Source organism: Mycobacterium sp. SM3041, assembly GCF_039668335.1.
In the GTDB taxonomy this organism is placed as follows: Bacteria; Actinomycetota; Actinomycetes; order Mycobacteriales; family Mycobacteriaceae; genus Mycobacterium.
Genome location: NZ_JAYXBQ010000037.1, coordinates 112,547 through 135,647, shown reverse-complemented (window position 1 = coordinate 135,647; position 23,101 = coordinate 112,547). Strand labels below are relative to the sequence as shown.

The following is a 23,101-nucleotide window of genomic DNA, read 5'->3' as shown; positions in this document are numbered from 1 at the left end:
CATACCGTCGCTCAGTCCGCTGGCGCCGCTAAAAGCGGCGGTCAAGCGATGCTTCGTAAAGAAGATGGTGAAGGGTTAGGTGGGAATGGCGCCGCAGCACGGCGGACCCAGCAAGGTCGGGCTGTACAACCCCGCGCATGAGCACGACGCCTGTGGCGTCGCCATGGTCGCGGACATTCACGGACGTCGGAGCCGCGACATCGTCGACAAGGCGATCACGGCACTGCTGAACCTGGAGCACCGCGGTGCTGCAGGTGCCGAGCCGAACACCGGCGACGGCGCAGGCATCCTGCTGCAGGTACCCGACGAGTTCCTCCGCGCCGTGTGCGCCGAGGAAGGCTTCGAGCTGCCCGCCGAGGGCAGCTACGCCACGGGCATCGCTTTCCTGCCGCAGTCGGCCCGCGACGCCAAGCTGGCGTGCGAGGCCGTCGAGAAGATCGTCGAAGCCGAGGGCCTGCAGGTCCTGGGCTGGCGCGACGTGCCGTTCGACGAGTCGTCGCTGGGCGCCCTGGCGCGCGACGCCATGCCGACCCTGCGTCAGATCTTCATCGCCGGCGCCGACGGCATGCAGCTCGAGCGCCGCGCCTACGTGATCCGCAAGCGGGCCGAACATGAGCTGGGCACCAAGGGCCCAGGTCAGGACGGCCCCGGTCGCGAGACGGTGTACTTCCCGAGCCTGTCGGGCAAGACCATCGTCTACAAGGGCATGCTCACCACCCCGCAGCTCAAGGCGTTCTACCTGGACCTGCAGGACGAGCGGATGAAGAGCGCGCTCGGCATCGTGCACTCGCGGTTCTCGACCAACACGTTCCCCTCGTGGCCGCTGGCGCACCCGTTCCGCCGGGTCGCCCACAACGGTGAGATCAACACCGTCAACGGCAACGAGAACTGGATGCGGGCCCGTGAGGCGCTCATCCACACCGACGTGTTCGGGTTCCACAACGACCTGAACAAGATTTTCCCGGTCTGTACGCCGGGCGCCTCGGACACCGCACGGTTCGACGAGGCGCTCGAACTCCTGCACCTGGGTGGACGTCCGCTGCACCACGCCGTGCTGATGATGATCCCCGAGGCGTGGGAACGCAGCGAGACCATGGACCCCGCCCGCCGGGCGTTCTACCAGTACCACGCGTCGCTCATGGAGCCGTGGGACGGCCCGGCGTCGGTGTGCTTCACCGACGGCACCATCGTCGGCGCGGTCCTGGACCGCAACGGCCTGCGCCCGTCGCGCATCTGGGTCACCGATGACGGCCTGGTCGTCATGGCCTCCGAGGCCGGCGTCCTCGATCTGGACCCGTCGACCGTGGTCAAGAAGATGCGCCTGCAGCCCGGCCGCATGTTCCTCGTGGACATGGCCGAGGGCCGGATCGTCGACGACGAGGAGATCAAGGACAAGCTGGCGGCCGAGCACCCCTACCAGGAGTGGCTCGACAACGGCCTGTTCCACATCGACGACCTGCCCCCGGGCGACTACGTCAAGATGCCGCACCACCGCGTGGTGCTGCGTCAGCAGGCGTTCGGCTACACCAACGAAGAGGTCACCCAGCTGATCGTGCCCATGGCACGCACCGGCGCCGAGGCGCTGGGCTCCATGGGCACCGACACCCCGATCGCTGTGCTGTCGCAGCGGCCGCGGATGCTCTACGACTACTTCCAGCAGCTGTTCGCCCAGGTCACCAACCCGCCGCTGGACGCCATCCGCGAAGAGGTCGTCACGAGCCTCTCGGGCGTCATCGGTCCCGAGGGTGACCTGCTGAACCCGGACGAGAACTCGTGCCGGCAGATCGTCGTGCCGCAGCCGATCCTGCGCAACGGCGACCTGTCCAAGCTGATCTGCGTCGACCCCGACCACGAGATCCGGGGCCGCAAGCACGGCATGCGCGCCGCGGTCATCAGCTGCCTGTACCCCGTCGCCGACGGTGGCGAAGGTCTGCGCCGCGCTCTGGAGGACGTCCGCACCAAGGTGTCGCAGGCCATCCGCAACGGTGCCCGCATCATCGTGCTGTCGGACCGTGAGTCCAACGAATGGCTCGCGCCGATCCCGTCGCTGCTGTCGACGGCGGCCGTCCACCACCACCTGGTCCGGGAACGCACCCGCACCCAGGTCGGCCTGGTGGTCGAATCCGGTGACGCCCGCGAGGTGCACCACATGGCCATGCTGGTGGGTGTCGGCGCCGCCGCCATCAACCCGTACATGGCCTTCGAGACCGTCGAGGACATGGTCGACCGCGGTGTCATCACCGGTCTGACCAGCGACCAGGCCAAGGCCAACTACGTCAAGGCCGCCGGCAAGGGTGTGCTGAAGGTGATGTCCAAGATGGGCATCTCGACGCTGGCCTCCTACACCGGCGCCCAGCTGTTCCAGGCCGTCGGCATCAGCCAGCGCGTGCTCGACGAGTACTTCACCGGCATCTCCTGTCCGACCGGCGGTATCGACCTCGACGACATCGCGGCCGACGTCGCGGCGCGGCACAGCCTCGCCTACCTCGACCGGCCCGACGAGTGGGCGCACCGCGAGCTCGAGGTCGGCGGCGAGTACCAGTGGCGCCGTGAGGGTGAGTACCACCTGTTCAACCCGGACACGGTGTTCAAGCTGCAGCACTCCACCCGCACCGGGCAGTACTCGGTGTTCAAGGAGTACACCAAGCTGGTCGACGACCAGAGCGAGCGCATGGCCTCCCTGCGTGGCCTGTTCACCTTCAAAGACGGTGTGCGCGAACCGATCTCGATCGACGAGGTCGAGCCCGCCAGTGAGATCGTCAAGCGGTTCTCCACCGGCGCGATGAGCTACGGCTCCATCTCGGCCGAGGCCCACGAGACGCTGGCGATCGCCATGAACCGCCTCGGCGGACGGTCGAACTCGGGTGAGGGCGGCGAGAACGTCGAGCGCTTCGACCGGGACGCCAACGGTGACTGGCGACGCAGCGCCATCAAGCAGGTCGCGTCGGCCCGCTTCGGTGTCACGTCGCACTACCTGACGAACTGCACCGACATCCAGATCAAGATGGCCCAGGGCGCCAAGCCCGGTGAGGGCGGTCAGCTTCCGGGGCACAAGGTGTACCCGTGGGTGGCCGAGGTGCGGCACTCGACCCCGGGTGTCGGCCTGATCTCGCCGCCGCCGCACCACGACATCTACTCGATCGAGGATCTGGCGCAGCTGATCCACGACCTGAAGAACGCCAACCCCGAGGCCCGCATCCACGTGAAGCTGGTGTCGGAGAACGGCGTCGGTACCGTCGCCGCGGGTGTCTCCAAGGCGCACGCCGACGTGGTGCTCATCTCCGGGCACGACGGCGGCACCGGTGCCACGCCGCTGACCTCGCAGAAGCACGCGGGTGCACCGTGGGAGCTGGGCCTGGCCGAGACGCAGCAGACCCTGCTGCTGAACGGTCTGCGCGACCGCATCGTCGTGCAGGTGGACGGTCAGCTCAAGACGGGCCGCGACGTCGTCGTCGCCGCGCTGCTGGGCGCCGAGGAGTTCGGTTTCGCCACGGCACCGCTGGTGGTCTCGGGCTGCATCATGATGCGCGTCTGCCACCTCGACACCTGCCCCGTGGGTGTGGCCACCCAGAACCCGGTGCTGCGCGAGCGGTTCACCGGCAAGCCGGAATTCGTCGAGAACTTCTTCCTGTTCATCGCAGAAGAGGTCCGCGAGCTCATGGCGCAGCTGGGCTTCCGCACGATCAACGAGATGGTCGGCCAGGTCGGCGCGCTGGACACCAGCAAGGCCGTCGCCCACTGGCGCGCGCAGAAGCTGGACCTGACCCCGGTGCTGTACGAGCCGGAGTCGGCCTTCATGAAGCAGGATCTGTACTGCACGTCGAGCCAGGACCACGGTCTGGACAAGGCGCTCGACCAGCAGTTGATCGCCGAGTGCCGGGACGCCATCGAGTCCAAGGTGCCGGTGAGCCTCGCCATGAAGATCACCAACGTGAACCGCACCGTCGGCACCATGCTGGGCCACGAGGTCACCAAGGTGCATGGCGGCCAGGGTCTGCCGGACGGCACCATCGACATCACGTTCGACGGCTCGGCGGGTAACAGCTTCGGCGCGTTCCTGCCGAAGGGCATCACCCTCCGGGTGAACGGCGACGCCAACGACTATGTCGGCAAGGGCCTTTCGGGCGGACGCATCGTGGTGCGCCCGTCGAAGAACGCGCCGGCCGGCTACGTCGCCGAGGAGAACATCATCGGCGGCAACGTGATCCTGTTCGGCGCCACCAGCGGGCAGGCCTTCCTGCGCGGTGTGGTGGGCGAGCGGTTCGCGGTGCGTAACTCGGGCGCCGTCGCGGTCGTCGAGGGCGTGGGCGACCACGGCTGCGAGTACATGACCGGTGGCAAGGTGGTCATCCTCGGGGAGACCGGCCGCAACTTCGCCGCCGGTATGTCCGGCGGCATGGCCTACGTGTACGACCCGAAGGGCGCACTGCCGGGCAACATCAACGGCGAGATGGTCGATCTCGATGCGCTGGACGCCACTGACGAACTGTGGCTGCACGAGATCATCACCGCCCATGTCGATGGCACCGAATCGGCTGTGGGACAGCGGATTCTGGCCGATTGGCAGAATCAGAAGGAGCAGTTCATCAAGGTGATGCCTCGCGACTACAAGCGGGTACTGGAGGCGATCGCCGGGGCCGAGGCCGCCGGCGAGGACGTCAGCGAAGCGATCATGGCGGCCGCTCGTGGCTGATCCGAACGGCTTCCTCAAGCACACCCACCGTCAGACCCCGACCCGCCGGCCGGTCGACCTGCGCCTCAAGGACTGGAAAGAGGTCTACGAGGAGTTCTCCAAGGAGACCCTGCAGGTCCAGGCCTCGCGCTGCATGGACTGCGGTATCCCGTTCTGCCACAACGGTTGTCCGCTCGGGAACCTGATCCCCGAGTGGAACGACCTGGTGTACCGGGACCGCTGGCGCGACGGCATCGAGCGTCTGCACGCCACCAACAACTTCCCGGAGTTCACCGGGCGGCTGTGCCCGGCGCCGTGCGAGGCGTCGTGCGTCCTCGGCATCAACCAGGACCCGGTGACCATCAAGCAGGTCGAGGTCGAGCTGATCGACAACGCCTTCGACCAGGGCTGGGTCAAGCCGATGATCCCGGACGTGAAGACCGGCAAGAAGGTCGCCGTCGTCGGGTCCGGGCCGGCCGGCCTGGCCGCGGCCCAGCAGCTCACCCGCGCCGGACACGACGTGACCGTGTTCGAGCGGGCCGACCGCATCGGTGGCCTGCTGCGTTACGGCATCCCGGAATTCAAGATGGAGAAGCGGCACATCGACCGTCGCCTGGAGCAGATGGCGGCCGAGGGCACGCAGTTCCGCGCCGGCGTCAACGTCGGTGTCGACATCACCGTCGAGCAGCTGCAGGACGACTTCGACGCGGTGGTCCTGGCCGGTGGCGCGACCGCATGGCGTGACCTGCCGATCCCGGGCCGCGAGCTCGACGGCATCCACCAGGCCATGGAGTACCTGCCGTGGGGCAACCGCGTCCAGCTCGGTGACGACGTCCTCGGACCTGACGGCCAGCCGCCGATCACGGCCAAGGGTAAGAAGGTCGTCATCATCGGTGGTGGTGACACCGGCGCCGACTGCCTGGGCACCGCCCACCGGCAGGGTGCCGAGAGCATCCACCAGTTCGAGATCATGCCGCGTCCGCCGGAGGAGCGCGCCGAGTCGACCCCGTGGCCGACCTACCCGCTCATGTTCCGGGTGTCCTCGGCACACGAAGAGGGTGGCGAGCGCGTCTTCTCGGTCAACACCGAGGAGTTCCTGGGCACCGACGGCAAGGTCTCGGCACTGAAGGTGCACGAGGTCGTCATGAAGGCCGGCAAGTTCGAGAAGGTCGAGGGTTCGGACTTCGAACTCCCGGCGGACATCGTCTTCCTGGCCATGGGCTTCGTCGGCCCCGAGCGTGAAGGCCTGCTGACCGAGCTGGGCGTCGAGCTGACCGATCGCGGAAACGTGGCCCGGGACAACGACTTCCAGACGACCGTGCCCGGCGTCTTCGTCGCCGGTGACATGGGCCGCGGTCAGTCGCTCATCGTGTGGGCCATCGCCGAGGGTCGCGCCGCGGCTGCCGGCGTGGACCGCTACCTGATGGGTGAGTCGGCACTGCCGAAGCCGATCAAGCCGACGGCTGCGCCGCAGCGGTAGTTTTGTCAGACGCATAGTTCGCCGGTCCCGGGTTTCCTGGGGCCGGCGAACTGCTATCTGAGCGGCGGATGCAGTTGATAACGACTCGATACCGCCGGGTGTGTCGCATGAGGCTGGTGTAGCTGAAGTTGCACAATTGATCGGTTCGGGTCCCGATCGACCAGAACTGAATACTTATGGCGAACTTTTCCACTGCACCCGGATCCCTGTTCGCCGGCTCCGAGCTGAGCCGGCGACGTTTTCTCGTGGGTTTGTCGGCCTCGGTGGTGGCCGGCGTGGGCCTGGCGCGGTGCGCTGTCGACGGGCCGGCCGCGACCGTGGCCGCGGCGCCGCCTAAGGCTCCGAAGGAACCGGTACAGCGGGGCATGGGATTGGCCTTGCCGGGTGGCGGCGAGCTCAGCAGCCTGCCGGATGTGGCCGGTAACCGCGTGGCGATCACGCTCGACGACGGTGTGAGTTCCGAGGTGGTGCGCGCGTACACCAAGCTCGCGCGGGACACCGGGATGCGGCTCACCTATTTCGTCAACGGCCGGTACCAGTCGTGGACGGAGAATCGGGACCTGATGCTGCCGCTGGTGGAGTCGGGGCAGATTCAGTTGGGCAACCACACCTGGTCGCATCCGGACCTGGCGAAGCTCTCCAAGGACGAGATCGTCGACCAGCTCGAGCGCAACCACAAGTTCCTGCAGTCGACCTTCGGGGTCGACTCGCGTCCGTACTACCGGCCGCCCTATGGCAGCCACAACGCGATCGTCGATCGGATCGCGGCGGAGCTCGGCTACTCGACGCCGACGATGTGGACGGGATCGCTGGGCGACGAGAACATCGTCACCGAGGACTACATCCTCAAGATGGCGGGCAAGTACTTCACCGAGCAGACGGTCGTCATCGGCCACCTGAACCACCTACCGGTGACGCACGTTTACGGCCAGCTGGTCGACCTGCTGAAGGAACGCAATCTGCGGACCGTCACGCTCGACGACGTGTTTCGGAAGCCGCGCGAACTTCCCGTCTGATTCGCCCGCGTGACGTAGCTCATATTGTCTCGTAGGTCACTTGGTCGGCGCCCCACCCTCTTAAATTAAGAAGGCTTTAAGGGTTTCTCCTGCATCAGGAATCACACCAGTCACATCCGACACGCCGCTGTTACTTTCGGCGCGCCTCCAAAGGTTTGCCGATGACCGGCGTTGTAATGAAAACGCGAGGGCCGTGCGATAGTCTGGCCCCACGGTGCAACCAATCGCCGACCGCAGGAGTGATCACCGTGTACAACAACCCGCTTTCACGTTCACGCATGGGACGTATTGCCTGGTCCTTGTTCCGTCACCCGGTCAAGAGCCGCGAGTTCCCGGCCAAGAACGAGCGCCTGGTCACCGCCGCGGACATGGTCCGCTTCGGCGTCTAGCGCCTGATCGACTGCCGCAGCCGGCCGTATTCGGCGGTAACGTCAGCTGATTTGCTGATCGTTATTGATTTGTGACCTCCGCGATAATTAAGAACGCACGCCCGCCCGGAACCGAATTCTCGGCTCCGGGCGGTTGCCGTATCTCAGGCCGTCAGTAGCCCGGAGTCCCGGATGGCTTCGGCCAATGGCTCCAGCACGGCCGGGTCGTGCGGTTGCGGGATGTAGATGATCGCCAGGTCCAGCCCTTCGGCACCCAGGCCCGCGGCCTCGTCGACGACCTTGCGGTAGTCCCGGTCCTGGCCGAGCCGAACGTGCGCCGACAGGGTGATCTCATTGGGATCGCGCCCGATGTCGGCACAATGCGCCGCGAGCACGCCGCGCTTGCGGGCAAACTCCTCCGGCGTCCCGCCGACAAAATTCCAGTGATCGGCGTACTTGGCGGTGATCTTCAGGGTGCGTTTCTCGCCGCTACCGCCGATGCAGAACGGCGGATGCGGCTGTTGCGGGCCCTTCGGCTCGTTGCGGGCGTCCTTCAACTGATAGAACTTGCCGTCGAAGGTCGTGGTGTCCTGGCTGAGTAGGCCTTTGAGCACCTCGCAGGCCTCTTCGAAGCGGTCGAACCGCTCCTTGATGGAGCCCAACTCGATGCCGTAGGCGCCGGACTCCTCTTCGTTCCAGCCGGCGCCGATACCCAGCTCGAGCCGGCCGTTCGACACGATGTCCAGCGCGGACGCCATGTTGGCCAGCACTGCCGGGTGCCGATAGTGGATGCCGGTGACCAGAACGCCGACCCGCAGCCGCTTGGTGGCCTGCGCCAGCGCGGTCAGCGTGACCCAGCCCTCCAGGCATGGGCCGGTCGAGTCGGAGAAGATCGGATAGAAGTGGTCGAAGGTCCAGCCGGACTCGAAAGCGTCGATATCGTCGGCGGCCTGCCAAACGGCGAGCATGTCCGACCAGGTGGTGTCTTGCGGTGAGGTTTTGAAGGCGAATCGCACGCTTATTGAAACTAGTCACGACCGGCTCCGAATTCCTGTGAGTTTTCTCGAAGCATTGGCAGACTGGACGCCATGGACCCGGTGGCCGCGCTGCGGGAGATCGCCTTCTACAAAGACCGCGCGCGTGAGGAGTCCCGTCGCGTCATGGCCTATCGCAAAGCCGTGGACGTCGTGGAGGCGCTGACACCCGAACAACGCGAGAAGCTGGGCCGGACCAACAGCTGGCAGACACTCGCCGGCGTCGGACCCAAGACCGCCGCCGTGATCGCCCAGGCCTGGGCCGGTCGTGAGCCCGACGCGCTGGTCCAACTTCGTACGGCGGCAGCCGATTTGGGTGGGGGAGAACTGCGCGCGGCGCTGAAAGGCGATCTGCACCTGCACTCCAACTGGTCTGACGGCGGGGCACCCATCAGCGAAATGATGGCCACCGCACAGCGTTTGGGCCACGAGTACTGCGCGCTCACCGACCACTCGCCGCGGTTGACGGTCGCGAACGGCCTCAGCGCGGACCGGCTCCGTCAACAGCTGGACGTCATCGACGAAATCCGTGACCGGTTCGCGCCGATGCGGATCCTCACCGGTATCGAGGTCGACATCCTCGAAGACGGCTCGCTGGATCAGGAACCCGAACTGTTGGAGCGGCTGGACGTCGTGGTGGCCAGCGTGCACTCCAAGCTGTCGATGGACGCCGCCGCGATGACCCGGCGCATGGTGCGCGCGGTGTCCGGCGGCCAAGCCAACGTGTTGGGCCACTGCACGGGCCGCCTGGTCGAAGGCTCCCGCGGCACCCGGCCGGAATCGAAGTTCGACGCGGCGGCGGTGTTCGCGGCATGCGCCGCCAATGATGTTGCGGTGGAGATCAATTCGCGCCCCGAACGGCGCGACCCCCCGACCCGGCTGCTGAACCTGGCCCTGGACACGGGGTGTCTGTTCTCGATCGACACCGACGCGCATGCGCCCGGCCAGCTGGACTTCCTCGGCTACGGGGCGCAGCGGGCACTGGATGCCGACGTGCCGCCGGAGCGGATCGTCAACACCTGGCCGGTCGAGCGACTGCTGTCGTGGGCCGGCGCGTAGCGTCGGGCCCATGGTTCTCGGTACGGCGACCGCCGTCACGCTTTTCGCCGCCGGCCTGATCTTCCTGCTGGCGCTGGTTCTCGGCATCTGGAAGTACCGGCAGATGGCCGTCAATCCGGACCATCTGGCGCATCCCTACGTGGACATCGCGCACCGGGCCGCGCTGATGTACTCGTTCGCCACCCTGCTGGTCGCGGTGTTCGTGCAGCTCAGTGCCTGGCCGGCGTGGGTGAACCTCACGGCCGCAATGGTTTTGGTGTTCTTCTTCGTCGTCGCGATCGCCGCGTACATCCAGCATGGGTTTCGCCAGGACACCACCAACCAGTTCGAGCACCCCAGCGGCAGCCTGCACGCCGGGATGCTGGCGCTGATCCTCGGCGAGGTCGGTGGATTTCTCGTGCTGCTGGCGGGTTTCGTGGTTGCGCAGTTCTGAACTCGGCGCGCGGGCATACTGATTCATCATGGCTGGTCGATCGACGCCGCGATGGGCCGCACTGCTCACGGCGGCATGCTTGCTGACTTCGTGCTCCGTGCACGTCGGCGGCGGGGTGACCACCATGTCCAAAGGCCAATTGGAGACGGCGGTCAAGGACAAGCTGAGCACCAAGACCACATCGACCATCGATTCGGTGGTGTGCGACGGCGGTCTCGAGGGCAAGGTGGGAGCGGCGCAGACGTGCACCGTCGTCACCGGCGCGAAGTCGCGCCGCGCCACGGTGCGGGCCGTCGACGTCAAGGGATCGAACATTGCGCTCAGCATTGAAATCATCCCCGGACAGTGAACTGCACGGCTGCCTGCTGCAGCTGAACAGTCCAGCGCGCCCGTGGCTGATCCGCGACGGCGTTCCGGAGGGCGTCGACCTGGTGGCGGAGTGGAAATCCGGCGACCCGGACTGGCGACAGGTGCTCGAAGACCTAGCGGTGGCGCTGACGTTCCAGATCCACCTGCGGCTCGATGCCGACAACCGGCTCGTGCATGCGGTGGACCACCTGATCGAATGGCGCCAGGACGCCGAGGGTCAGTGGATCGAGTGTCACGACACCGGCGACCTGCAGCTGTTCTGGTCGGGCAATTCGAACTGCATGCACCACCTGATCACGACCGACGACATCAAGATTCCGATTCAGCAGTGCGCCGCCGCCGCGGGGTGGGCGTACCAGATCGGTTAGCTTCAATACTCGCCGCGCAGGTACCGCGCGTTCGCCGCTGCCTCGGCCTCGGCTGGCTGGTCCGACGTTGGCAGGTTCATGTATTCGTCCACGTAGTCACGGGCCGTGTGGCTGTCGGCGCCTTGCCACATCAGCATGTCCTCGACGAGATTCCGCTGACTGGCCTGGCCCTTCAGCCTGGCCAGTTCGGCGGTAGCCATGATTTCCCGAGCCAGCTCTGCCTCGTCGATCGACGTCGCGTGTGGTGCCAGCTCAATACGTTGTAGCCAGCCGCTGATGGTCGCCGTCACGGTGACGGTCTCCGCGGCATTGGTCACGCTGACAGTAAGCACGATCGGGGCTGTGGTGTCGGCGTCTGGCAGGGGAGCGCGTGCCGAATCGGACAGGCTGCCGGACGCGGCTGCCTGACGTTCGGTGTCGTCCGTTACGACATCGAAGTAACTGGGCGGGGCAACGTAGTCGTCGAAATCCACGTCGCTTTCGTCGGCCCAGTCGTCTACGTCGTCCGATCGGTCACTGTGCAACATGGACCCCTGAGTGCCTTTTCGAATCTGATGAGATTCTCCTGCCTGTCATGACATTAGCAGCGGTGACAATTGCGTTTCGCGGCGAATTTCGTGCTGATCAGGTGTTCGTGGCGGCGTTAATGTGGATGAGTTGGGCCGCAGTAGTTGGTAAGGCGCGCAAGGGGGACGCATGGGCGAGTTGAAGGTCGATCCGGCCGAGATTCACACATCAGGTGTCGAGGTGGGTGAGATTGCCGCGAGGACGAGATCGGCATTCGCCGACAGCGACACCGCGATTGCGTCCGCTCAGTCGGGTTGGATAGGCAGATCCGCCGGCGCACTTGCGTCATTGGCCTCGGACTGGCGGGAAGCGACGACGGTGTATCCCCAGAAACTTGTCGAGCACGGTGAGAAGTTCGTCGAAGCGGCAGAGAAGTACGTTCAGTCCGACGAATCGGGCGCGGCTTTGGTGAGAAAAGCGGCCCAGGATATTGGAACTCGGTAGCGCATCGGAGAATCTGCGCTTGACCGTGGTCTCGGCGCCGGTCAGTGGGCGGGTTTCAGACGGAAGTAGCCATAGATATGGACCTGCTCATCGCTCGGCCCCGGCGTGACGGGTTCCTGTAAAGCGACTGCAAGTATTCGGTCGTTGCTGTTCGGCCGCCAGAACTTGCTGTCGCGTCGCCACAGTATGTAGGCAAAGTCGATTTCGCTCTCAGGAGTTTGGCCAGCGCGATCCACCGAATAGCCTGCCCTCTGCAGATATCCACCGGCCTCGCTGCGAATCGCATCCCAGGCGAATCCGCCTTTGCCGGCCAGGAATCGGCTGTCGGTGACGACGTAGCCGGGCTCAACTCTCGAAGCAAACTGCGTCAACGCCTGCTCGGCGCGCGTCCGGACCGCTGAATCAACGCTGTCGATCGGCAGCGACACCCCCCGCATCTGATATTTTTCGTACGGATAGGCGGGAATGTCCGCCAATGGCGCGAGCGGCCGTTGGGCAATTCGATACATCGTGATTCCTCCGGCGACAATGACGACGAATGCGACCACAGTAAAAGCTATCCGCACCTTTTTCGTGGACCGTTTCATCCTAGTGATCCAATATTGACGACATTGGTGGGGTGATGCCCGTTGACGCGAGGTATTCCGGAGCCGATGAGATCACCAAGCCTGACGGTAATGGTCGGATTCTCGTTGTCGCTGTTCCATGGATTGCGGAGCGTGACTTGAGCGTCGCTGCCGGTTCCGGTGATTTTCTCGACCATATATGCGTGGCTATTGTGTATCGGGCTGCCATCCGGTGTGCTGCCAATCGTGACCGGTTGGTGGTTCGCCAGGGCCTGTGCAATCTGTTGGTCGAGGTGGTCCCTCGTAAACCAGACATTCTGTGGATTGATGACCGTGCCTCGATTTCCGGTGAGAGCTTCCATCGCGTCTTGAGGGTAGCCACCCTGGCCGATGCCATTGTCCAGCGCATCTCCAAGATTTCGGTCCGGAGCTTTCAACTTCGCATAAGCGTTCTCCAGAACTGCCGGCCATAGCGGCGCATCGGGCCTGCCATTGTCGAGCCAACTCGCGCCGTGATGCGCAATATTGGTGTCGATATCGTCTTGTGTGACAGTGATGTGCTTCCACTGCTTTCCGTCCCACAGCGTGACATCAAAATTTCCAGACGCCGGGTCATATTTTATTCGATCCTTTATCCACTGTGGATTCGCATTGGCAATGGCGCCCATCGTCGAATCCAGGTAGCAGTCGCCGATGCTGTCTTGATTGACATCGTCGGCGGTCGGATCGTGGGGATACAAATTCTTGTCTGTCCACCGATGGGGCGGGTTCTCATCGCCTTTTCCGTCCTCGCCCTGCATCGGTGGCTTTTCGCCGGTCCTCGTCAATGAATCGGCGAGAAGGCCGTCAGCATGATCGGCCGCCTGTCGGATCTGATCCAGGCTCTGCTGACCCGCCTTGGTCACGCCCTGCACAAGCGTGCGAAAGGCCGGTGGCAACGACGATAAATTCGTCGGCGGCACCACGCGGTTTCCCTTGGCGTCAACCGTGATGCCGTACTGGCCGAGCGTCGACCTCAACTCGCTGAGTTGGCTCTTGACCTGCCTGACCTCGTTGGCTGCGGTGTTGGCGGCTGTGCCAACCGCAGACGCTTCCCGGCCATGCCCGTCCAAATTGTCGGCGTATGCCTGAGTGCGCACCCGCGCAGCATCGGCGCCCGTACCCTGCCAGCTGTCAAACGCCGACAAGCCTCTCAACGCACTATTGGCCTCCGCCGCCGCATTCGCGCGCGCGGTACTTGCCGCACCTACCGCATTGAGTGAATCCGGATTCCACTGATCAACGTCTGCGATCGACAGCCCCATCGTGCAGCCGGCCTAGGAGGTGTTCTCGGTCGTTCTACGCGCCGGACTCGCTTTGGCATCGGCAACTTTGCCGCACGCCGTCGCTACGGAGATGAACTTCTCACCCACACGCCCCCCAAGTGCAGTCAACACTCGACCTTCAACCGAGCCTAACCCGGCCCACTGGACCCGACTTGCACCAATTTCGGACCACTCAGTGGACCCTCGGCCAGATTCTCTTGCCGCAAATAAGCTCTGATGCAGCGTCTTTCACTCGATCAAGGGGTCCGGCAGCATCGGCGTTTCCCTGGGCACCCGCCCGCTCACACCTCGTCGGAGAAATCTGCTGTGAGCCACCGGTCAGGGCGAATGGTGAACAGGACGGTGGGAACGCCGGCCATGGAACGGACGAACTCGCGCCCCGCCTCTTCGCCGAGGTACCGGATCGCGATCGCTACCTGCGCGTCCTCCGGCGCGGGTGCGGCGGTGTCGATGACGGTGCCTTCGACGATCACGTACTGGTACGGCGGCTCCTCGCGCTGGACCACCAGGGAGACCACGCCCGCCTGCTGGATCAGCTTCGCCTTGCGACTGCCGGCGCCGGTGTTGATCCGGATCACCCCGTCGGGGGTGTAGTCGTACCAGATGGGCACGCTTGACGGCGGACGGCCGTCTCCGGCGGCCACGGACAGCACTCCCACGTGCTTGTCGGCGAGGAACTGTTCGCGCTCTGCTTCGGTCAGGTTTCTCGGCATGAACCCGTGAACATCGGGCCGCCCCGCGCTATTCCGGCAGCATCGGCATTTCCCAGCCGGGATCTTTGCCGACCAGCACCCCGCGGGTCAGGCAGGCGTTGCCGAACCGTTGACGCACCAGGTCGACGGCGCAGTCCACCGCGACGGTGTCGGGCTCGCCGTCGAAGGGCAGCTCGAGTTGTTCGGTGCCGGCGGTGTCGACGTTCGACACCGAGAACCCCATCAGCGTCAGCCCACGCTCGGCGATCATCGGTCCTGCCGCGGCCACCAATCCGCGTGCGGCCGTGAGGATTTCCTCGGTCGACGCGGTCGTGCGGCGCATGGTGTGGGAACGCGTCACGCGACTGTAGTCGTCGAACCGAAGGCGCAGGACCACGGTACGGCCGGTTCGCCCGCTGCTGCGCATGCGGCGGGTGATGCGGTCGATCAGGTTGATGATCATGGCGTCGATATCGTTGTCGGACATGGTGTTTCCGCGACGTCCCACCGCGCGCTGGGCGCCGACAGAGCGCCGTCGCACACCGGTGGTCACCCGCCTGCGGTCGATGTTGTGCGACAACGCGAACAGCTGGCGTCCCATGGCCGCGCCCACCATGGCGCCCAGTGCCGACTCGGTCAGGGCCGCGACGTCGGCCACGGTCTCGACGCCGTGTTCGCGCAGTTTCTCCGCCGTCTTGGCGCCGACGCCCCAGAGATGTTGCACCGGAAGCGGATGCAGGAACGCCAGCTCGCGATCCGGCGGCACCAGCAGGAGTCCGTCGGGCTTGGCTTCGCGGCTCGCGACCTTCGCCAGAAACTTGGTGCGGGCGATGCCGACGGTGATCGGCAGCCCCACGCGCTCCCGGACCGCTTCGCGCAGTGCCGCGCCGATCTGCACCGGGGTGCCGGACACCCGGCCGAGGCCGCTGACGTCGAGGAAGGCCTCGTCGACCGACAGCGGCTCGACGAGTGGCGTGGTGTCATGGAAGACCTTGAAGACCTCACGGCTCGCCTCTGAGTACGCGGACATCCGCGGCGGTACGACGATGGCCTGCGGGCACAGGCTGCGGGCCTGGTGCCCGCCCATCGCGGTGCGCACGCCGAAGGCCTTGGCCTCGTAACTGGCGGCGAGCACCACGCCGGCGCCGACGATCACCGGTCGGCGGCGCAGCGCAGGATCATCGCGCTGCTCGACCGAGGCATAGAACGAGTCGAGGTCGGCGTGCAGGATGGCTGCCCCGGCGTGTGCTTGGACGTCCGACACCGACCCAGTTTCGCACACACGTTCGATGTGCGAAAGGTCAGCTGCTGTAGATGCTGGTCAGCCAGATGTGGGTGAGGGTGTCGACGACGTCGCCGTGTGCGACGGCTCCGGTCTCGCCGGCCAGGGTGGCCATGATCATGCGCTCGTTCATCAGGTTCAGCGAGGTCGCCAGGTCCCGGGCGGGCAGGGTGTCCGGCGCGGCGCCGCGCGCACGTTCCGCGCTGATCAGCGCGGCGGTGAGGTTGATCCACTTCTGCATCAGGCCGGCCCAGAATTCACGGAGTTCGGGAACTGTCCGCACCGCTTCGACGCCGGCCCGCGCGGTGGCCGGGTGGGAACCGAATGAGCTGAAGAAAATCTCGATGCCGTGCCGGATGGCCTTCTTGGGGTCCGCCGGCATGTCTTCCAGTGCGCCGTCGAAGCCGGTGTCGGCGCGCTTGATCAGCGGATCGAGCAGCGACAGCAGTACCGCTTCCTTGGAGGCGAAGTAGAAGTAGAAGGTCGGGCGGGAGATGCCGGCGCCTTTGGCCAGGTCATCGACGGAAATCTCCGCGAAGGAGCGCTGTTCCAGGAGCGCGGTTGCGGTGGCGAGTATGGCCGCTTCGCGCTCGTCGCCCGAGGGGCGAGCCGCGCGTCGGCCCCGGGGTGCCCGGGTCTGTGCGGCGGTACTCACGCAGCTGAGCCTAACAGTTTGTCGAATTTTTCAACACACCGTTGACCGACTCAACACCATGTTGATACCGTCGGTACCATGATCGAACACTTCGATGTTGTCATCGTCGGCGCCGGCATCTCCGGAATCAGCACCGCCTGGCACCTCCAGGACCGCTGCCCGACCAAGAGCTACGTGATCCTGGAGCGCCGGGAGAACATCGGTGGCACCTGGGACCTGTTCAAGTACCCCGGCATCCGCTCGGACTCCGACATGTTCACCCTCGGTTTCCGATTCAAGCCGTGGGAGTCGGCCAAGTCGATCGCCGACGGTCAGTCGATCTGGAACTACATCAACGAGGCCGCCGACGAGAACGGCATCCGGCAGCACATCCGTACCGGTCAGCACGTCACCTCGGTGGACTGGTCGGACGCCGAGAACCGCTGGACCATCAACATCACCGCCGGTGGCGAGGAAAAGCAGATCACCGCGTCGTTCCTGTCGGTGTGTAGCGGCTACTACAACTACGACGAGGGCTACTCGCCCGAGTTCCCCGGCGCGGCCGACTTCAAGGGCCAGATCGTGCACCCGCAGCACTGGCCCGAGGACCTGGACTACACCGGCAAGAACGTCGTCGTGATCGGTTCTGGCGCAACTGCCGTCACGCTCATCCCGTCGCTGGTGAACGGCGGCGTCGGCCACGTGACCATGCTGCAGCGCTCGCCCACCTACATCGGCGCGCTGCCGCTCGAGGACCCGGTGGCGAAGCAGACCAACAAGTTCCTGCCGAAGCACCTGGCGCACTTCGTGAACCGCTGGAAGCAGATCGGCTACAGCACCGGGCAGTACCAGCTCGCCCGCAAGTTCCCGGCCGTGTTCAAGAAGGCGCTGCGTCAGATGGCCGAGCGTCGGCTGCCGGAGGGCTTCGACTACGACAAGCACTTCAGCCCGCGCTACAACCCGTGGGACGAGCGAGTCTGCTTGGCGCCCAACGGCGATCTGTTCAAGGCCATCCGCTCAGGCAAGGCCGGCGTCGTCACCGACACCATCGAGACCTTCACCGAGAACGGCATCAAGCTGAGCTCCGGCGAGGAGCTGCAGGCCGACATCATCGTCACCGCAACGGGTTTGAACATGCAGCTGTTCGGTGGCGCCGTCGCCCACCGCAACGGCGAGCCGATCGACCTGCCCTCGTGCATGACCTACAAGGGCCTCATGCTCTCGGGCGTGCCGAACATGGCGATCACCTTCGGCTACACCAACGCCTCCTGGACCCTCAAGGCCGACCTGGTGTCCGAATTCATCTGCCGCGTGCTGAACTACATGGACGCCAACGGATTTGACCGCGTCGAGCCGCAGCACCCGGGTGACAGCGTGGACGAGCTGCCGTTCATGGACTTCACCCCCGGCTACTTCAAGCGGGCCATGGACAGCCTGCCCAAGTCGGGTTCGGAAGCGCCCTGGAAGCTCAAGCAGAACTACTTCTTCGACATGCGGACCATCCGGTACGGCAAGGTCGATGAGCAGGGCCTGCAGTTCACCAAGCACCGGGTTGCCGTGAACGCCTAGTTCTCTGGTCAAAAACCGCGAAAACCCCCAAAATCCAAGGATTTTGGGGGTTTTCGCGGCTTTGGATGAAAGGCGTGACTGGGCCTAGTTGTCGCCTCCGGCGACCACGACGATGCCGTCCTCGTCGCAGTACGCGATGTCGCCGGGGACGAAGGTGACGCCGCCGAAGGTCACTTCGACGTCGCGCTCACCCGCGCCGGTCTTGGTGCCCTTACGCGGATTGGTGCCCAGCGCCTTGATACCGACGTCGATGGTGCGCAGCGTCGACGCGTCGCGCACCGGTCCGTTGACGATGACGCCGGCCCAACCGTTGTCGTGGGCGAGGCCGGCGATGATGTCCCCGACGAGGGCGGTGTGCATCGAGCCGTCGCCGTCGACCACCAGGACGCCGCCGTCGCCCGGTGTCGACAGGATCGACTTGAGCAGGGCGTTGTCCTGGAAGCACTTCACCGTGGTGATCCGGCCGGCGAACATGGTCCGACCGCCGTAGTTCTGCAACTGCAGATCGCAGCTGCGGACGTCGGGATAGATCTCGTCGACGAGGTCGGCGGTGGCGCGGGGTTCGATGGTCACCCGCCGATTATCTCAGGGGCGAAGTCAGTCCGTGGCGCGGTGTCGGGCCAGCAGCACGACGAGCAGGGCCAGCACGCCCGCAGCGATCACCGCGGCCACCGGCACCGGCGAGCGTTGCGGAACGGGCGGAGCCAGGTCGAGCACGGGCAGCGGTGCGGGCGCCGGGGGCTCGGGAGCCGGGGGCGGGGGAGCGGGGGTCTCGGGCGTCGGGGCCGCTGGTGGGGCGACCTTCGGCGGAGCCTTCTTCGCGGGGGCCTTCTTGGCCGGGGCGGTGGTCGCGGCCTTCTTGGCGGGCGTCTTCTTCGCCGGCACCTTCTTGGCGGGCGCCTTCTTTGCCGCGGTCTTCTTCGCCGGAGTCTTCTTGGCGGGCGTCTTCTTCGCCGGCGTCGCGGGGACGCTGGGCTCCGACTCGTCGGGGGATTTCTGCTCGTCTGCCATGCGGATGCTCCTCCGGGCGGTTATGCCACTCCGAGGCGGGCCAGGACGTCCGCGTCGATGCCGTCGAGTTGGCTCTCGATGGCTGCGTGCGCGGTCCGCCGCTGCGGGGCCGGCATGTTCTCCGCTGCCGTCACCGCCGCGGACAGGTCGGCCAGCTTGCCCGACAGCGTCGTCACGAACTGCTTGGTCTCGGCATCCTTGGGCTTGTTCTCGGCCACCTGGCGCAGCGAGCGCTCCGCGCCCGCGATGCGGGCGGACAACACGCCGCCGGCGCCGGAGAACTGCCCGATCTGGCTCAGCGGAACACCCAGCTGGTCGGCGCGGCGTTGGTCGATGACGCCGCGCGCGGCAATCGCGGCCCGGTACGCCACCGGGACGACAACCGGGGCGAGGATTCGCGACACCATCAACAGCCGGCGAATCTTGGTCGGCGACAGCAGCTTGCCCTCACGAACCGCCTGCAGCTGCGTCTCAGCAACCTTGAGTGCCATCTTGTCGCTGTCCCGCTGGGCTTTGACGCCGGCCCGGTCCCGCTTCGTTTGCCGACGGCCGTCCGCCTTGATGCGCCGGGCCTCGTTCTTGGCAGACAGCCGTGCCTCGAGTTTTGCCTTCGCCTTGATCGCCTTCGCCTCGGCGCGACGGGTTGCCCGGCTCTTGCGTCGCTTGAACAGGCCCATTCCGGCTGACCTCCCGGTCGTCTCGACACGTGTGCACGATCTTGCTGCGATGGTGACGTCACCCTATCGTCCGTGGGCCGGAATCGGGCACCGGGTCTTGGCTCGAATTGCACCGCAATTCCGGGGTGGAATTTCCCACATTTCTGGCTACTTTATCCAGCAAACAAAGTCGGGCGGCTGTGCGACAATTATTCGGAATTCATCGGAGCGGGTTTTTGATGCCATGAAAGCGGAGGGACCGATGGCGCCACGCCAACGAATAGCTACAGCTGCCGCTCTGATGGCATCTGGGCTGTTGATCGCTGGCATGGGTGGCGCGAACGCCTTCGCTGATACGGCAGCATCCGGTAGTGGATCGAGCGGCCACGGTGGCGGGGCTTCCCGCGAGGGAACGAAGTCCGGCGGCAACTCAACCGCTGGTGGCGGGCACAAGGCCCCTATGCGGCCGGCCAAGCCGACGGATGGCCAGTCGCAGACGCGGTCGACCGGTGGTACAGGCTCGGGCCCGAAGAAGGATAAGCGCGGCGCCCCCGGCGGCGTTGCTCACAGTGGTTCCGAAGCCGGTGCTCACGACTCCGGAAAACCCGGCGATTCTGGCAAGAATACGTCGGAAAGTAATGCCCCCAGCAAACAAAACAATGCCACTTCTCCGGCGCGATCAGAGGATTCTGGAACCCCGAAGCCGGCCGCTGGCGAACATCAGCCGTCGGCCGGCTCGTCGACTCAGCAGAGCGAAGCCGGTACGGCGACCGGTACTACCGCCCCCGCGACGACGGGCGGCACGAGCGCCCCCGCGACGACGGGCGGCACGAGCCAGCCGGAACCGGCTGCCGCTACCGGTCCGACGCCCGCGGCCGCAGCCGCGGCCAGCTTCCCCGGGATCCGGCTTCCCAGCCTGACCAGCCTTCCCAACCTGTTGGGTCTGCCCGCCCTCTCCGGCCTGCCCAAGCTGCCCGGCCTGCCGACGGTTCCCACACCGGGGGGCGTCAAGCCGGGAAGCGGTTCGGACAGCCCTGCCGCGCCGGCCACCTCGCCCACCAAGACGCCGGTCAAGGCGACCCCGGCCGGGGCGACCACCAGCATCAACTTGATGGGGCTGACGTTCTCCCTGCCGACCGCGGCCGTCCACACGACGTCGACCGGCGCCGTGCAGAGCATCGATCTGACGAAGATCCCCCTGGCGTCGCTGGTACCGCGACTGCCTCGGTGGGACCAGCTCCCGCAGCTGCCCGACATGTCGAACATCCCGGTGCTGGCGCAGCTCGCCGCGATTCCGGTGTTCGTCCTCGCCCACATCGAGCCGGTCTATGACTTCGTCGCAGGACTCACCAACGCGACGCTCGACGCCGCGACATCACTGCCGTTCATGCAGACGTCGCTTTCGATGCTGAGCGAGCAGGTCGTTCCGACCATGAACCTGAACGTCGGGCGTCCGAACCGCATGCCCACGGTCATGGCGAGCCTGCCGACAGCGCCGGTGCTGGAACCTCCGGCGTTCCCCGCGCTGAAACTGGACAACCCGGTCGTGGTCAGCGCGCCGGCGGAAGTGCCTGCGGTGCGGTCACCGCAGCCGACCACATTCGGCACCAAGAACGAGATCATCGCCGAACCCGCTTTCCGCGCCGGATATCCTGACTACCTGCGTGCGGCCGGTCTCAGTGAGGTGGCGGCGGTGGCCGTCCCCGGCTTCACCGGCATCCTCATCCTGACCGGCGCTGGTGGGTTGGTCGGGTACCGGCAGGCGCGCGCTGGTCACGTGGTCCGCCGCAGCGGCACTGCACGATTTATGACCTGACGGAATGGGTCTGCGGCACAATTGATGGCAACCGTGCCAATCGCAGTGAAAGGGGGTTCGGCATGCCCGCGAGCCGCCGTGTCACACGCGCAGTCAATTCGGTGCTGGATCTTGCCCCGCGACGTGGTGAAGTCTCACTTGCCCGTCTCGTCGAAGCGGTCAGTGAGGATCGTGGTCGCCCGATCGAGGTGACCATGGCCGACCTGCCGCCAGGGGTTTGTGGTCAGTGGCGCCAGTACAACGACCGCGATGTGTTCCTCTTGCAAAAGGGACTCCCGGCCGGGGACCGGACGCTCGCCCACGAGCTCGGCCACCTGGTTCTCGGTCATGAGGGTGTCTCCGTCGTCGAGGCCGCCAGGGACTCCATGGAACTGGCGAGTTCCGATCTCATCGGCTACATGCTGAATCAGCGGACCGGCTGTATGGGCCCGGCCGGCGAGGAAGCCGAACAGGAAGCCGAGGATTTCGCCGCGCTGCTGATCCATCGGCTCGGCCGGCTGCCTTCTGACCGCTCCTCGATCGTTCAGATCCGTCTCGGCGAGGCGTTTGGTTGATCATCTGGGTAATCGCCGGCCTGCTCGGCCTGGCGACCGGCCTTCGTATCGGTTGGGCACTGGTCAACAAGCAGTCGCTCGTCAGCGCGGCGATGATCGTCGCACTCGGCAGTCTGGGCTTGGTCGCGGCACTGAACTGGGAGCCGCTCACGCTGCTGCTCGACACGATCCTGCATTGGCCGAACGTGTCCAGCATGCTCAGCCAGGTCGCGCTGATCGCCTGCGCCGCCGGCAGCTGCGTCATGATCACGTCGGCGTCGTCGAGTCGTAAGCCGCTGGCGATCCGCCGAATTGCCCTGGCGCAGTACAGCGTTGCCGCGGCGATCGCGGCACTGACGCTGGTGCTGTTCTTCTTGACGCCGCGCCAGCCCGAGATGGCGCCCGAGGAGTACCTGCGCCGCAATCTCGGGTCGGGCGGCAACTCGCTGTCCTGGCTGCTGCCGTTGCTGTACGTGCTGCTGGCGCTGACGCTGGTCGCGTGGGCCGGCGTGCGTAACTCGAACCGCACCCGGCGGGGCCGGGCCCTGTTCGTCTTCAGCGTCGGCATCGTGCTGATCGTGTTGGCCAGCGCCTTCATCTTGTTGCGAGCCGTGGGCAGCACCCAGCTGATCGGCGTCGGCGCGGCGGCGACCATCCTCGGCTGCGCGATGCTCGTAGTGGCCAGCGGCTCGCTCCTGCCCAGCGTCGAAGACTGGTTCGGGGCGCGGCGCGAACTGCGGACCATCGCCCCGCTCCTGGCCGAATTGAGCCGTCGTCATCCGAACATCGGGATCGGCGTGCGGCCCCGCGGGCCGCTGCTCTTCCGGGTGGCCGAACAGATGTCACTGATCTCCGACGCGCTGTACCTGGAGGCCACCGCGGTTCTGGACGGTGGCGGCGCCGGTAGCAGTGACCGCGTCGACGTGGCGCCGGATGTGCAGGCGCGGCGGGTGGCCAGCTGGATTTACGACGGCCGCAGCGGCCGGCCGAAGGGCGGATCGCGAACGAAGTTCCCCGGGCCGAGCTGGCTCAGACAGCCCGCGAACTATTCGGACCGAGAGTGGATTCTGGCGATTGCCGCGCAGTACCGCGAACTGGATCGGCAGGGCAAGGCTGAGGCGACCGGAACCGCCGCCAAGGCGTCCGTCGGTCGGGTGAAAGCAGTACGACCAGCGGATTAACGGAATCCGCTGGTCGTAATGTGGTC

Annotated in this window: 22 protein-coding genes; 12 read left to right on the top strand and 10 right to left on the bottom strand. The window is 65.9% G+C overall.

Features of this window, described 5'->3' with window-relative positions; all coding sequences use genetic code 11:
• Nucleotides 1-85 precede the first annotated feature (85 nt).
• From gltB to VXD91_RS09830, 3 genes are all read left to right on the top strand, one after another.
• Nucleotides 86-4,693: a glutamate synthase large subunit gene (gene gltB / locus VXD91_RS09840; RefSeq protein ID WP_346415276.1), complete on the top strand. Its 4,608-nt coding sequence runs from the start codon at nt 86-88 to the stop codon at nt 4,691-4,693.
• Nucleotides 4,686-6,152, top strand: coding sequence for a glutamate synthase subunit beta (locus tag VXD91_RS09835; protein ID WP_346415275.1), 1,467 nt, complete (start codon nt 4,686-4,688; stop codon nt 6,150-6,152). Before gltB ends, VXD91_RS09835 begins: the two co-directional genes overlap by 8 nt.
• A 224-nt stretch (nt 6,153-6,376) precedes the next feature.
• Complete coding sequence (locus tag VXD91_RS09830) at nt 6,377-7,168, top strand: polysaccharide deacetylase family protein (protein ID WP_061002300.1); 792 nt, start codon at nt 6,377-6,379, stop codon at nt 7,166-7,168.
• A 532-nt stretch (nt 7,169-7,700) separates the two neighbouring features.
• Here VXD91_RS09830 and VXD91_RS09825 read toward each other — a convergent pair.
• On the bottom strand, nt 7,701-8,552 hold the full coding sequence (locus tag VXD91_RS09825) for an LLM class F420-dependent oxidoreductase (RefSeq protein WP_061002230.1): 852 nt from the start codon (nt 8,550-8,552) through the stop codon (nt 7,701-7,703).
• 72 nt (nt 8,553-8,624) lie between these two features.
• Between VXD91_RS09825 and VXD91_RS09820 the strand changes: the two genes are divergently transcribed.
• Genes VXD91_RS09820 through VXD91_RS09805 form a run of 4 tightly spaced genes read left to right on the top strand, consistent with a single transcriptional unit; the run spans nt 8,625 to nt 10,799 of the window.
• Complete coding sequence (locus tag VXD91_RS09820) at nt 8,625-9,629, top strand: PHP domain-containing protein (RefSeq protein ID WP_346415274.1); 1,005 nt, start codon at nt 8,625-8,627, stop codon at nt 9,627-9,629.
• A 10-nt stretch (nt 9,630-9,639) separates the two neighbouring features.
• The gene (locus VXD91_RS09815; protein ID WP_064857329.1) at nt 9,640-10,062 is read left to right on the top strand and encodes a hypothetical protein; all 423 of its coding nucleotides are present in this window, start codon (nt 9,640-9,642) and stop codon (nt 10,060-10,062) included.
• A 28-nt stretch (nt 10,063-10,090) separates the two neighbouring features.
• Entirely contained in the window at nt 10,091-10,411 is a 321-nt protein-coding gene (locus VXD91_RS09810) for a DUF4333 domain-containing protein (protein WP_064857328.1), read from the top strand.
• Nucleotides 10,389-10,799: a hypothetical protein gene (locus VXD91_RS09805; protein ID WP_064857327.1), complete on the top strand. Its 411-nt coding sequence runs from the start codon at nt 10,389-10,391 to the stop codon at nt 10,797-10,799. The genes VXD91_RS09810 and VXD91_RS09805 overlap by 23 nt, the downstream gene beginning before the upstream one ends.
• 2 nt (nt 10,800-10,801) lie before the next feature.
• On the opposite strand, the gene VXD91_RS09800 is transcribed toward VXD91_RS09805, so the two are convergent.
• Complete coding sequence (locus VXD91_RS09800) at nt 10,802-11,272, bottom strand: hypothetical protein (protein ID WP_346415273.1); 471 nt, start codon at nt 11,270-11,272, stop codon at nt 10,802-10,804.
• A gap of 223 nt (nt 11,273-11,495) precedes the next feature.
• Here VXD91_RS09800 and VXD91_RS09795 point away from each other — a divergent pair, with 223 nt between their 5' ends.
• The gene (locus tag VXD91_RS09795; RefSeq protein ID WP_267325967.1) at nt 11,496-11,810 is read left to right on the top strand and encodes a WXG100 family type VII secretion target; all 315 of its coding nucleotides are present in this window, start codon (nt 11,496-11,498) and stop codon (nt 11,808-11,810) included.
• Between the two features lie 41 nt (nt 11,811-11,851).
• On the opposite strand, the gene VXD91_RS09790 is transcribed toward VXD91_RS09795, so the two are convergent.
• The 5 genes from VXD91_RS09790 to VXD91_RS09770 form a co-directional block, all read right to left on the bottom strand.
• The gene (locus tag VXD91_RS09790; RefSeq protein WP_346415272.1) at nt 11,852-12,358 is read right to left on the bottom strand and encodes a hypothetical protein; all 507 of its coding nucleotides are present in this window, start codon (nt 12,356-12,358) and stop codon (nt 11,852-11,854) included.
• Between the two features lie 35 nt (nt 12,359-12,393).
• The gene (locus VXD91_RS09785; protein ID WP_082934946.1) at nt 12,394-13,680 is read right to left on the bottom strand and encodes a C2 family cysteine protease; all 1,287 of its coding nucleotides are present in this window, start codon (nt 13,678-13,680) and stop codon (nt 12,394-12,396) included.
• Nucleotides 13,681-13,982: 302 nt separating this feature from the next.
• Nucleotides 13,983-14,414 carry a pyridoxamine 5'-phosphate oxidase family protein gene (locus tag VXD91_RS09780; protein ID WP_267325965.1) on the bottom strand — a complete coding sequence of 144 codons (432 nt, stop codon included), beginning with the start codon at nt 14,412-14,414 and terminating at the stop codon, nt 13,983-13,985.
• Between the two features lie 28 nt (nt 14,415-14,442).
• Nucleotides 14,443-15,657 carry a DNA polymerase IV gene (gene dinB, locus VXD91_RS09775; RefSeq protein WP_064861156.1) on the bottom strand — a complete coding sequence of 405 codons (1,215 nt, stop codon included), beginning with the start codon at nt 15,655-15,657 and terminating at the stop codon, nt 14,443-14,445.
• Between the two features lie 37 nt (nt 15,658-15,694).
• Nucleotides 15,695-16,330 (bottom strand): TetR/AcrR family transcriptional regulator, encoded by a 636-nt coding sequence (locus VXD91_RS09770; RefSeq protein WP_346415271.1) that lies wholly within the window; start codon nt 16,328-16,330, stop codon nt 15,695-15,697.
• Between the two features lie 78 nt (nt 16,331-16,408).
• Between VXD91_RS09770 and VXD91_RS09765 the strand changes: the two genes are divergently transcribed.
• Nucleotides 16,409-17,878, top strand: coding sequence for an NAD(P)/FAD-dependent oxidoreductase (locus VXD91_RS09765; protein ID WP_346415270.1), 1,470 nt, complete (start codon nt 16,409-16,411; stop codon nt 17,876-17,878).
• Nucleotides 17,879-17,962: 84 nt separating this feature from the next.
• On the opposite strand, the gene rraA is transcribed toward VXD91_RS09765, so the two are convergent.
• From rraA to VXD91_RS09750, 3 genes are read right to left on the bottom strand one after another with little or no spacing between them, the layout of a single operon-like run.
• Nucleotides 17,963-18,451, bottom strand: coding sequence for a ribonuclease E activity regulator RraA (gene rraA, locus VXD91_RS09760; RefSeq protein WP_133426205.1), 489 nt, complete (start codon nt 18,449-18,451; stop codon nt 17,963-17,965).
• 24 nt (nt 18,452-18,475) lie between these two features.
• The gene (locus VXD91_RS09755) at nt 18,476-18,889 is read right to left on the bottom strand and encodes a hypothetical protein (protein ID WP_133426204.1); all 414 of its coding nucleotides are present in this window, start codon (nt 18,887-18,889) and stop codon (nt 18,476-18,478) included.
• 20 nt (nt 18,890-18,909) lie between these two features.
• Nucleotides 18,910-19,566, bottom strand: a complete 657-nt coding sequence (locus VXD91_RS09750; RefSeq protein ID WP_061006640.1) for a DUF6474 family protein — start codon at nt 19,564-19,566, stop codon at nt 18,910-18,912.
• Nucleotides 19,567-20,482: 916 nt separating this feature from the next.
• Here VXD91_RS09750 and VXD91_RS09745 point away from each other — a divergent pair.
• The 3 genes from VXD91_RS09745 to VXD91_RS09735 all read left to right on the top strand — a co-directional run bounded on the left by VXD91_RS09745 (nt 20,483) and on the right by VXD91_RS09735 (nt 23,075).
• Complete coding sequence (locus VXD91_RS09745) at nt 20,483-21,361, top strand: hypothetical protein (RefSeq protein ID WP_061006641.1); 879 nt, start codon at nt 20,483-20,485, stop codon at nt 21,359-21,361.
• Nucleotides 21,362-21,423: 62 nt separating this feature from the next.
• Nucleotides 21,424-21,915, top strand: coding sequence for an ImmA/IrrE family metallo-endopeptidase (locus VXD91_RS09740; protein ID WP_061006642.1), 492 nt, complete (start codon nt 21,424-21,426; stop codon nt 21,913-21,915).
• Nucleotides 21,912-23,075: a hypothetical protein gene (locus VXD91_RS09735; RefSeq protein ID WP_346415269.1), complete on the top strand. Its 1,164-nt coding sequence runs from the start codon at nt 21,912-21,914 to the stop codon at nt 23,073-23,075. The genes VXD91_RS09740 and VXD91_RS09735 overlap by 4 nt, the downstream gene beginning before the upstream one ends.
• Nucleotides 23,076-23,101 lie beyond the last annotated feature (26 nt).

Excerpts from the sequence above, each read along its gene's own strand:
- gltB (WP_346415276.1), top strand. The coding sequence starts at position 86 with ATGGCGCCGCAGCACGGCGGACCCAGCAAGGTCGGGCTGTACAACCCC.
- VXD91_RS09820 (WP_346415274.1), top strand. The coding sequence starts at position 8,625 with ATGGACCCGGTGGCCGCGCTGCGGGAGATCGCCTTCTACAAAGACCGC.
- VXD91_RS09815 (WP_064857329.1), top strand. The coding sequence starts at position 9,640 with ATGGTTCTCGGTACGGCGACCGCCGTCACGCTTTTCGCCGCCGGCCTG.
- VXD91_RS09810 (WP_064857328.1), top strand. The coding sequence starts at position 10,091 with ATGGCTGGTCGATCGACGCCGCGATGGGCCGCACTGCTCACGGCGGCA.
- VXD91_RS09795 (WP_267325967.1), top strand. The coding sequence starts at position 11,496 with ATGGGCGAGTTGAAGGTCGATCCGGCCGAGATTCACACATCAGGTGTC.
- VXD91_RS09785 (WP_082934946.1), bottom strand. The coding sequence starts at position 13,680 with ATGGGGCTGTCGATCGCAGACGTTGATCAGTGGAATCCGGATTCACTC.
- VXD91_RS09780 (WP_267325965.1), bottom strand. The coding sequence starts at position 14,414 with ATGCCGAGAAACCTGACCGAAGCAGAGCGCGAACAGTTCCTCGCCGAC.
- VXD91_RS09765 (WP_346415270.1), top strand. The coding sequence starts at position 16,409 with ATGATCGAACACTTCGATGTTGTCATCGTCGGCGCCGGCATCTCCGGA.
- VXD91_RS09755 (WP_133426204.1), bottom strand. The coding sequence starts at position 18,889 with ATGGCAGACGAGCAGAAATCCCCCGACGAGTCGGAGCCCAGCGTCCCC.
- VXD91_RS09750 (WP_061006640.1), bottom strand. The coding sequence starts at position 19,566 with ATGGGCCTGTTCAAGCGACGCAAGAGCCGGGCAACCCGTCGCGCCGAG.
- VXD91_RS09740 (WP_061006642.1), top strand. The coding sequence starts at position 21,424 with ATGCCCGCGAGCCGCCGTGTCACACGCGCAGTCAATTCGGTGCTGGAT.